The following is a 250-nucleotide window of genomic DNA, read 5'->3' on the forward strand; positions in this document are numbered from 1 at the left end:
GGTAAGCGCAGCGCCACCCGACACAACCGCTAGCACAATTCCAGCTGCAAATTGTTATCCTTAATTACCTGCATCACGCCCGCCGGTGGCATTACGTCGGTGTAAACCGCATCCACCATGCTGATGCTGCCCATGTTGACCATCGCGTTACGGCCCAATTTGGAGTGGTCCACCACCAGCATCACGTGACGTGAGTTTTCAATGATCGCGCGCTTGGTGCGCACCTCGTGGTAATCAAACTCCAGCAGCG

1 pseudogene is annotated in these 250 nt (G+C 55.6%); it reads right to left on the minus strand.

The features are described 5' to 3' along the window. Nucleotides 1-29: 29 nt before the first annotated feature. Nucleotides 30-250: pseudogene (locus RTW80_RS30215) on the minus strand (DeoR/GlpR family transcriptional regulator); the annotation flags it as partial.

Origin of the sequence: Escherichia sp. AM3, assembly GCF_032029835.1 — a bacterium.
GTDB lineage: Bacteria > Pseudomonadota > Gammaproteobacteria > Enterobacterales > Enterobacteriaceae > Escherichia > Escherichia coli.